Raw genomic sequence first — 8,623 nt, forward strand, 5'->3', positions numbered from 1 at the left:
AATTAAAAATCCAAAACTCCAATAGAAACCTATATTTGCTAGTGGTCCTTTGATTCCAACATTTGCAAAAGTGCCAGCCAGAGCGGGATGCAAATGTTAGAATCGGACCACTAGAAGCGGCCGCTGATTCAGTGGAGATCGGTGAATGGAAAATTCGGTACGGGTGTTGTCGACGCTGGCTCTGGCGGGCGCCGTTCGCGCCCTGGCCGACAAGTATCGGGCGGTAAGCGGCGCAACTATTGATGCGGAGTTCGCGCCGACCGTGAGGGTGCTCGAACGCCTGACGGAAGGCGAGACCGCCGATATCCTCATCTTGACCCAGGAGGGGCTCGCGGGTCTCGTGTCCGCGGGAAGTGTGGTGGCCGAAAGCTGCGTCGATCTCGCGCGCTCCTGGGTCGGGCTTGCGGTCAAGGCCGGCCAGCCGCATCCGGATATTTCCACGGAAGCCGAGCTGCGCACGACGCTATTGAAGGCGCGGTCGGTTGCCTATTCGCGGCTTGGCGCCAGCGGCATTTTCTTTGCGCATCTGATTGCCAGGATGGGCATTGCCGATGCGATCAACGCCCGTGCAACGGTTGTGCCGCTCGGCTTTACCGCCGAACGCATCGTCACGGGCGAGGCTGATGTCGCGATCCAGCAGCTCAGCGAGTTGAAGCAGGTGAAGGGCATCGAGATCGTCGGCTCCCTGCCGCATCACCTGCAAACGCCAGCGGCGTTTTCCGGCGGCCGCATGACGGCGTCGAAGAACGTTGCCTCCTCCGGTCTGCTGTTGAAGTTCCTGGCTTCTGCTGAAGCGACGCCGGCGCTGCTGGAGTCCGGGCTGGAGCGGTTGACGTAAGCGCGAGGAACAAACCCGCCGCCGGCGCGATTGGTAGGAATACGATTGATCAGGACGTTTCCATCAAACGGGGGTCATCAGATGATCCGCAAACTGAAGTCGGGCGAGTACCGGCTCTACTCCCGAAAGCCAAATCCGAAGACCGGCAGACGCCGCAATCTCGGCACCTTCAAGTCGCGCGCGGCGGCTGAAAAGCACGAGCGCGCGGTGCAGTATTTCAAGCGGCACTGACGACGCATCACGGTGGACGGCCCCAGGCCGTCTTCGCGAGGAGCGCAGAGCGGCCTGTCGAGCAAAACCGCCGGGTGTTTTTTTGCGACCGCGCGTAACAAATCCCGCGGTCAACGCGAACATCGGGCAGTGCACGCACCGTGCCGACCGCTGAAAACCCCAAAAGAGGTTCCGTATGAACGCGCTGATCGCCCGCTGCATCAGGCTTGTTCCATCGCTTGCATCATGCTGGTACGCGATTCCGCTTCGCCTGATCATCGGCGGCGGCTTTATCCACCATGGCTATGCCAAGCTGGCGCGCGGCCCCGATAACTTCACCCACATCCTGTCTGCGCTTGGGATTTTCGATCCGGCATTGCTTGCCTGGGCGACGATCGTCGTCGAGATCGCAGGCGGCATAGCCGTTATCGCGGGTCTTTTCATTCCGCTCGCGAGCGTACCTATGATCGTCGTCCTGCTGGTTGCGATCTTCACCGTGCATCTGCCAAATGGATTTAGCTCGATCAAGCTCCAGTCGGTGACGGCGGCAGGCGCCCAATTCGGCCAACCCGGCTATGAGACCGATCTGTTGTACATTTGTGGGATCATTGCGTTGGTATTGGGCGGCTCCGGGCCGCTGGCGCTGGATCGCTGGCTGTCGCGCTCATGGACGAAAGCCGGCGTTGCGGCTCCTCGCTGATCGCTGCCAGCCCGTTATCAGCGTGTCGTGGTCTGATCCGCCGGATGGTGGCTCGCGGCGCGGCGACGGGCAGGTGCGGCAGCGCTCTCGTTGCCTTCATGGCAGGCGAGTTCGACCCAGGTGCCGTCCGGACCCTTCTGATAGGCATGACAGTTGGACGAGGCCGGCGCTTCGTCGACGGCTCGCGCATTGGCATTGGCGTGGGAATTCGGGCTTGAGTTGTTGGCGAGCGCAGGCGAGGCGAGGCCAGCCAAAACGGCGATCGAACCAACGAAGATCGATTGCGCGATCCGCATGGGGGGTCTCCGAATGGATTGAGGTCACTCCCCAAAAATAAAAACAATTTGGCGATTTTTGGCCAGTGCGAAGCCCTTAGCCTTTTGGCGGAGGCGCGTTTGCTTAACAAAAAGAAAAAGGCGCCGTCCACAGACGGCGCCTGAAGGTGGGCATCACCAGCCAGGGAGAAACTCTACAGCCCATTTTGCTCGCGTTGGCGGGCGTGCCATTTGGGGCCGGGGCCGCGCATATAATGAAGCTCGGGCCGATAAGGTTTGCTCGCTATCCGGAGCAGGCGTTGCCAGCCATCGGCGAGGGCGGCGAGGCGGTGGCGAAGCGGGGTCGAGGCGAGCAGGGTGATCCGCATGGCGGCCTCTCAGTGCGACTTGCCGAGCACGGAGGCGAAGGGCATAGCGAAGACTTCATCGCCAAAATCGTCGCTGGCATGCAGCGTCCAGCCTCGCCAGTCTTCGTGGGAGGGCGCCATTATCAACGACCGCACGACGCGGGTAGCTTGCTCCATGGCTTCGGTCAGGTTGCTCGTGGCAGCCAGTCGCCGATCGATCCACACGCCGTCATCGTTCGAGCAATGGAAGAAGAGTTGAGCCATGGTCCGTCTCCTCGAAGGGAAACCGTGATGCATGGCTTGATAGCAGTGCAAACTGAGTCGGAGAATCCGGATGACTCCGTGAGTGAAACTACGGGGAATTCAGACAATTTTCTTCAATCGCCGCTTGCCTGTTGCTGTCGCGACAGAGCTCAACCGATTCGATTGACTCAGGTATTTCGGATAAGCGCTGTCATTACGAGCGGCCAGTGAAGCAATCGAGGGCGGGAGAAGCTTGCGATCGTTCGTCAGCGCGTTCGTTGGTGATGTTGTACGCCGGGACCGATTCGATTTCTTGCGTGTCCGGCACGCGATGCTTGCACCGTAGTGCTACGGTCTTTCACGCGCGATGAATTTTGCGTACTCGAAGGCTACTGACCCTTTCGGCTTTTGCGCCACATAGGGGTGGGGGATGTTCGCGAGACCCGGTCTGCTAGGCTCGCCGGGTCTCGTGTTCCCACTGAGGGCCGGATTTCCCCTAACGATTTTCGCCCACGTTGAGCGCATCTGGCCGATCAGCGCCAGAATGCAGGAGCAACGAACATCGCAAGCACAGCCGCAATGAAGAGATCGTTGATCATGGCGATGTTCTCGTTACGGGAGCGGTCGAGCTCCGCACCGTGCCGAAGGCCGGCAACGCCGAAAAATATTACCGCATAGATCGCGACGGACACGACGAAGTCCGGCCTCGCGAGCGACAGCAGTGCCACGACGGCCGCCCGCGGCATTGGCGAGACCCAGCTCACGCACCACGGGCAACATTTCGTCGCTCGCCGCATGAAAGATCTCTCGCGCGGTGAAAGCGGGCCGGAAAAAACTAACGCAAACCCGCAATGACGACGATGTACATGAGGCCTCCCGTCGCCGGCGAGGACGCGGCTACTCAGAACGCCGGGTGCGCAACGTGCCACAGATTGGCACCGTCAAATCCGTTGACGTCGCCGGGCGCGTGATCGGATTGCGAGGTGTAGAGCGGGCGATAGCGATAGGCCCACATCTTGCTGCCGTCGCTGCGGGTGATCACGGTGAAATCGCCCTTGGCCTCCGCGTCGGGGGATGCTGCCAGCGGTTTCCAGCGCTCGGTGCATTTGCCTTCGCAAGTCGATGATGTGCCACTGGTGTCGCGGTCGAACGTGTAAAGTGTCATCCCTTTGGCATCGACGAAGATCTGGCCCTTGCGGGTTTGCACCACCATCACGGGAAACAGCGGCGTTTCCTTCTTCGGCGGCGGCGCGGGCTCCTCGCCATGCGCAAATGCTTCGCCGGCCGACAGCAACAGCGCTGCGGCAATCACTACAAGTCTGAGCATCCTGCCCCCGCAAGAAAGTAAATTGCGCGTTAACGCGCTTATAGGCTGCAATCATACCGAGAGAAGGTTAGCGCTGCATTGCGGGCAGTCGACGAACCGGTTAGCCAAGAAGTCCCTCAGCACTGGCTGCCAGTCATTCGGATCACTTCCGCTCTCGGCGCTCCTGCTCCTTCAGTAGCCCCTCCAGCTCCTTGCTCTGGGTCTCGATCCGGTCCGCGAGCCGCTCTTCATTCGCGGCGCCCGATTGTGCCGTCGCCTGTTCGGTGAGCTGGCGAAGATTGTCGCGCAGGATGCCGATCCGGTCGGAAAGCTCGGTTGTGGAAAGTGACGTGAAGTCCTGCATGGATTTTCCTCCCTGGCGCCGAAGCCAGTCTAGCGGAAGCGGAAAGTGTCATCCATAGCCGCAAGCCGAGTCTTGATCTTGATCGCACCGCCCTGTTGCCAGCTCACGGCCCGGACCCCTCAAGGCGCCATGGCGTTTTTGCTCGGAGCTCGGCCGCTATTCGCGGGAAGGCGCCAGGTTTTCGAGCGGCGCGGTCAGCCGGCAGACGAGTCCTTGCCGCTGATATGACACTTCAACGGAGCCGCCGAAATCGTCTTGCAGGACACGGGAAATCAGGCGCGAACCAAAGCCTGCGCTGACAGGCTCCGACAACTGTGGGCCGCCAGTCTCCTGCCAGACGAAAACGAATATTGGCGGAACCGCCCGATCGTCGGATGTCCACGTAATCGACACGTGGCCGCCTGTTACCGTCAGCGCGCCATACTTCATGGCGTTGGTCGCAAGCTCGTGGATGGCGAGCGATAAAGCGAGCGCCTGCCGCGATTTGACGATCAGGGAAGGACCCGAGACCGTAAATCGGCCTTCGCCGCTCCTGTAAGGGGTTAGCGCAGTCCTGATCACATCCGGAAGCGGCGCGGCCGCCCAATTGGCCGCCGTCAGGAGGTCGTGCGCGCGTGCGAAGGCCGCGAGTCTTCCCTGATATTTTTCGAGATCGGCTTTGCTCGATGCGTTTCGGAATGTCTGGGTCGCCACCGCGCCAAGCACGGTCAGCGTATTCTTGACTCGGTGCTTCAGCTCCTCATTGATCAGATGCAGCGCTTCCCGTGCCAAGTGCTCGGAAGTGACGTCCTTGCAGACGACAAGCACGCCGCCGACGTTGCCTTCGAAATCGATCGGGCCGAAGCTATAGGTCCACCAGACATCCTCGCGACGGCCGTGACGCGTGACCGGCACCAGTTGGTCCTCATGCCAGGTCGCGCCGTTTCCCGCCATGACGTAGTCGATCTGGGGACCGATGATGTCCCAGATCTCGTCCCAGCACTCGCGGCCGCGCGCGCCCAAGGCGCTGGGATGCCGTTCGGGCCCCATCGTCTCGCGGTAGGCGTCGTTATAGAACTGGATGAACTCCGGCCCCCACCAGATGAACATCGGGTGGCGCGAGGTGAGAACGAGCCGCACCGTCACGCGAAGGCTTTGCGGCCATGTCTCGGGGCGGCCGAGCGGTGTTTTTGACCAGTCAAATGCTCGCGTCAGGGCGCCCATCTCGCCGCCCCCCGCCAGGAAGTCGCTGACTACCTCGGCGCCCATACGCCAAAAACCTTACTCAAACGCTCGTCGCCCAGCCTATCGCGGCAGTTGCACAAAGTACAATCGCCGCGTTGGGCAAAGAAACGTGGCCGATTGCCTCAACGCATCGGCGACTGCGAGGCCGTCGTGACGATGTGCAGCCGCGTCCAGTCGGATGGCGGCACCTCCGTCGCGTGCCGCCGTTCGTTGTTGCGATCGACGATGTCGAGCAATTCGGTATCGATGCCCATCTCGCGCAGGTAGACGCGGAATTGTTCACCGTAGATCGTGGTCAGGCTTTCGCGATGCTCGTCGGAGACGTTGGGCGCAAGCCGTGGATCGCCATGCCGGTCAGGATAAAGCGCGCGCCCGCGGGCAGCGTGCGATGGATGCCGCCGGCCAAAATCAGGACGCAGGCGCGCGGTCATGGATCCTGCGGGTACAAGACCCCGATCATCCCGAGCGTCAGCATGAAGGCGAGGAACGCCAACACCACGACGTTTTGCGTCGAAATCATCTGGACGGATTTGTGCTCGATGACGGGCGCGGGCGAGACTTGAACGACGCGGACCGGACGCGCGACCAGGGGTGATTGAGGCGGCCTGATTTCCACCCAGCGGTCGGTCCACGGCGTTGCGGTGACGGCCTCCTCCTCCTGACGACTGACTTCCCACGACGTAGGCGTCCGGAAAGACCGGACAGGCCCGTGGTCAGGTGACATGGCCGACATCGAGTCCTGCGAATCCTGCCACTTAGGCCGATCGTTGTCGCGCTGAGCTTCCCTGATCAGGCTTTTTTTCCGAACCTGGATCTGATGGTGCCGCGGGACTGTCGCGTCCCAGCAATGGCCCGGCCCATGCCAATAAAGGTGTGCGGACGCAAAATGCTTACGCGCCTCCGTCTGGCTCAAGCAGGACTGCGAGGCTATCGATGGCGTTGCCACCATCATTATCACTACGATCACTGCGACACGCATGGGGTCGCTCCAGTTACGACGTGCCGCCCCCAACGGCTCGGTGGCTGAATTCTACACGGCGAAATATTGCAAAATATCGCCTGAAAGACGCCTGAACCGCGGCACGTTCGGTGCCGATTGCTCCCTTCAGTCGCCGGAATTACCGGGAGAAAAAAGCCCCGTATCCTCTGGATGCGATCGATCCTGAAAACGCTCTTGCGGACCTGGTCGGCTGCTGCGATCTGCCGAACCACGGAGTTGGAGAGCAAATTTTGTCTATCATTGATTGCCGGTGCAAGCTTTCGCTTCCGCAAGCGCGTTCTCAATTGCCTAAATTTGAGCGCAACAAAGCCCAAGCACTATGCAGCGCGCCTGTTTTTGTTTCACTTGCGAGGACTCGGCGTTTTTATTTCGTCGTCCAACAGCCCGACGTTGCACGGAGGTTTGACTGCTACGATGAACTGAGGTGGGATCAGGTGCGCGTCTGAAATGCACAGTCAAACGAAGAGGGGGATACGATGTGCGCAGGTGACGACAAGAACTGTCCTGAATTCGAATTGCACCACCGCAAGTTCAAGGAAACGCTCGATCAGGAACGCCGGTCGTTCCTGAGATCGAGCTTCGCCGCGGCTGGAGGCGCGGCGGCGATGACTGCGGGCGGCATTTCCCTGGTGACGCCGCAGATGGCGGCCGCCGCCGAAAAGAACCAGCCGGCCAAGCGGTCCTATCATCATCTGCCGGCCAACGCCGATACCGTGCATTGGGGCTACTTCAGCAAGAGCTTGAAACCGCAGGTCGAGATAGATTCTGGTGACTTCATCACCATCGAGGCGTTGACCCACCATTCCAACGACGATGCCGAGCGCATGGTGAAGGGCGACCCCGGCCTCGAAAGCGTGTTCCTGTGGACCAAGGAGAAGAAGGGCGTCAATCGGCGCGGCGCCGGACCCATGGATGCTTCGCTGTTCGGGCGCGGCGCCGGCGAGGGACTTGGCGTGCACATTTGCACCGGTCCCGTGTATGTCCGCGGCGCCCAGGAAGGCGACGTGATCGAGTTGCGCATCATCGACGTCGCACCCCGGCCTTGCGCCAATCCGCAATATGCCGGAAAGGCTTTCGGCAGCAACGCTGCCGCATGGTGGGGCTTCCACTACAAGGACCTGCTCACCGAGCCCAAGCCGCGCGAGGTGGTCACGATCTACGAGGTCGACGCGACAGGCGAACGCAACTGGGCGAAAGCAGTCTACAATTTCCAATGGACCCCGCAGACCGATCCTGCCGGCGTCGTGCATAAAACCATCGACTATCCCGGCGTTCACGTCGATCATTCCACGGTCAAGGAGAACCACGGCATCCTGAAAAACGTGCGCATCCCGATACGTCCGCATTTCGGCGTCATCGGTCTTGCGCCCAAGGAAGCCGACATCGTCGACTCGATCCCGCCGAGCTATACCGGCGGCAACATCGATAATTGGCGGATCGGCAAGGGCGCCACGATGTATTACCCGGTCGCGGTCGAGGGCGGCCTGTTATCGGTCGGCGACTCCCACGCGTCGCAGGGAGATTCCGAATTGTGCGGCACGGCGATCGAATGCTCGTTGAACGGCACCTTCCAGATCATCCTGCACAAGAAGGCCGATCTCGCCGGCACGGCGCTCGAAGCGCTCAACTATCCGATGCTGGAAACCAAGGACGAGTGGTTGGTGCATGGCTTCAGCTTTGCCAACTACCTCACCGAACTCGGCGACAAGGCGCAGTCGGACATCTACTCGAAATCGTCCGTGGACCTTGCCATGCGCGATGCATTCCGGAAGATGCGCAGATTCCTCATGACGACCAAGAAGCTGACCGAAGATGAGGCCATCTCTCTCATCTCGGTTGGCGTCGACTTCGGCATCACCCAGGTGGTCGACGGCAATTGGGGCGTGCACGCGGTCATCCGGAAGGATATCTTCGCCGGCGGCGAGACCTGATCCATCCGATCCGACGCGGCCGGGTTCGCCTAGAGTCTGGCCGCGTCGCCGCGCATTGGAAGGTCGAGATCAGCAGTGTTATTTGCGCAAAAGACAAACCGCTCTTGCGAGCAGAGTTAGGTGATATCAAAATCGGCAATCTCGAGGCTTAGTCCAACGGTAAGTCATCACAATGTCCGCCCGAC

The 8,623-nt window shown here is 60.7% G+C and carries 12 protein-coding genes; 4 read left to right on the forward strand and 8 right to left on the reverse strand.

The features are described 5' to 3' along the window. Positions 1 to 145: 145 nt before the first annotated feature. The 3 genes from WB528_RS11030 to WB528_RS11040 all read left to right on the forward strand — a co-directional run bounded on the left by WB528_RS11030 (position 146) and on the right by WB528_RS11040 (position 1,748). Positions 146 to 838: a substrate-binding domain-containing protein gene (locus tag WB528_RS11030; protein WP_423888446.1), complete on the forward strand. Its 693-nt coding sequence runs from the start codon at positions 146 to 148 to the stop codon at positions 836 to 838. 81 nt (positions 839 to 919) lie between these two features. Further along, positions 920 to 1,069, forward strand: coding sequence for a hypothetical protein (locus WB528_RS11035; protein WP_423888447.1), 150 nt, complete (start codon positions 920 to 922; stop codon positions 1,067 to 1,069). A gap of 175 nt (positions 1,070 to 1,244) precedes the next feature. Continuing rightward, the gene (locus tag WB528_RS11040) at positions 1,245 to 1,748 is read left to right on the forward strand and encodes a DoxX family protein (protein ID WP_423888448.1); all 504 of its coding nucleotides are present in this window, start codon (positions 1,245 to 1,247) and stop codon (positions 1,746 to 1,748) included. A gap of 17 nt (positions 1,749 to 1,765) precedes the next feature. On the opposite strand, the gene WB528_RS11045 is transcribed toward WB528_RS11040, so the two are convergent. The 8 genes from WB528_RS11045 to WB528_RS11080 all read right to left on the reverse strand — a co-directional run bounded on the left by WB528_RS11045 (position 1,766) and on the right by WB528_RS11080 (position 6,231). Beyond that, positions 1,766 to 2,044 carry a hypothetical protein gene (locus tag WB528_RS11045; RefSeq protein WP_423888449.1) on the reverse strand — a complete coding sequence of 93 codons (279 nt, stop codon included), beginning with the start codon at positions 2,042 to 2,044 and terminating at the stop codon, positions 1,766 to 1,768. 356 nt (positions 2,045 to 2,400) lie between these two features. Further along, the gene (locus tag WB528_RS11050; protein ID WP_423888450.1) at positions 2,401 to 2,634 is read right to left on the reverse strand and encodes a DUF6894 family protein; all 234 of its coding nucleotides are present in this window, start codon (positions 2,632 to 2,634) and stop codon (positions 2,401 to 2,403) included. 512 nt (positions 2,635 to 3,146) lie between these two features. After that, complete coding sequence (locus WB528_RS11055) at positions 3,147 to 3,359, reverse strand: hypothetical protein (RefSeq protein WP_423888451.1); 213 nt, start codon at positions 3,357 to 3,359, stop codon at positions 3,147 to 3,149. Positions 3,360 to 3,514: 155 nt separating this feature from the next. Further along, a complete protein-coding gene (locus tag WB528_RS11060) occupies positions 3,515 to 3,940 on the reverse strand; it encodes a hypothetical protein (RefSeq protein ID WP_423888452.1) in 426 nt (141 codons plus the stop codon). Between the two features lie 142 nt (positions 3,941 to 4,082). After that, positions 4,083 to 4,283: a hypothetical protein gene (locus WB528_RS11065; protein WP_423888453.1), complete on the reverse strand. Its 201-nt coding sequence runs from the start codon at positions 4,281 to 4,283 to the stop codon at positions 4,083 to 4,085. Positions 4,284 to 4,439: 156 nt separating this feature from the next. Continuing rightward, positions 4,440 to 5,531 (reverse strand): sensor histidine kinase, encoded by a 1,092-nt coding sequence (locus tag WB528_RS11070; protein ID WP_423888454.1) that lies wholly within the window; start codon positions 5,529 to 5,531, stop codon positions 4,440 to 4,442. Between the two features lie 98 nt (positions 5,532 to 5,629). Then, entirely contained in the window at positions 5,630 to 5,938 is a 309-nt protein-coding gene (locus WB528_RS11075) for a hypothetical protein (protein WP_423888455.1), read from the reverse strand. After that, the gene (locus tag WB528_RS11080) at positions 5,935 to 6,231 is read right to left on the reverse strand and encodes a hypothetical protein (protein WP_423888456.1); all 297 of its coding nucleotides are present in this window, start codon (positions 6,229 to 6,231) and stop codon (positions 5,935 to 5,937) included. Before WB528_RS11080 ends, WB528_RS11075 begins: the two co-directional genes overlap by 4 nt. A 752-nt stretch (positions 6,232 to 6,983) precedes the next feature. Here WB528_RS11080 and WB528_RS11085 point away from each other — a divergent pair. Beyond that, positions 6,984 to 8,438 (forward strand): acetamidase/formamidase family protein, encoded by a 1,455-nt coding sequence (locus WB528_RS11085; protein WP_423888457.1) that lies wholly within the window; start codon positions 6,984 to 6,986, stop codon positions 8,436 to 8,438. The last annotated feature ends 185 nt before the right edge of the window (positions 8,439 to 8,623 follow it).

Source organism: Bradyrhizobium sp., from assembly GCF_049586575.1.
In the GTDB taxonomy this organism is placed as follows: domain Bacteria; phylum Pseudomonadota; class Alphaproteobacteria; order Rhizobiales; family Xanthobacteraceae; genus Bradyrhizobium.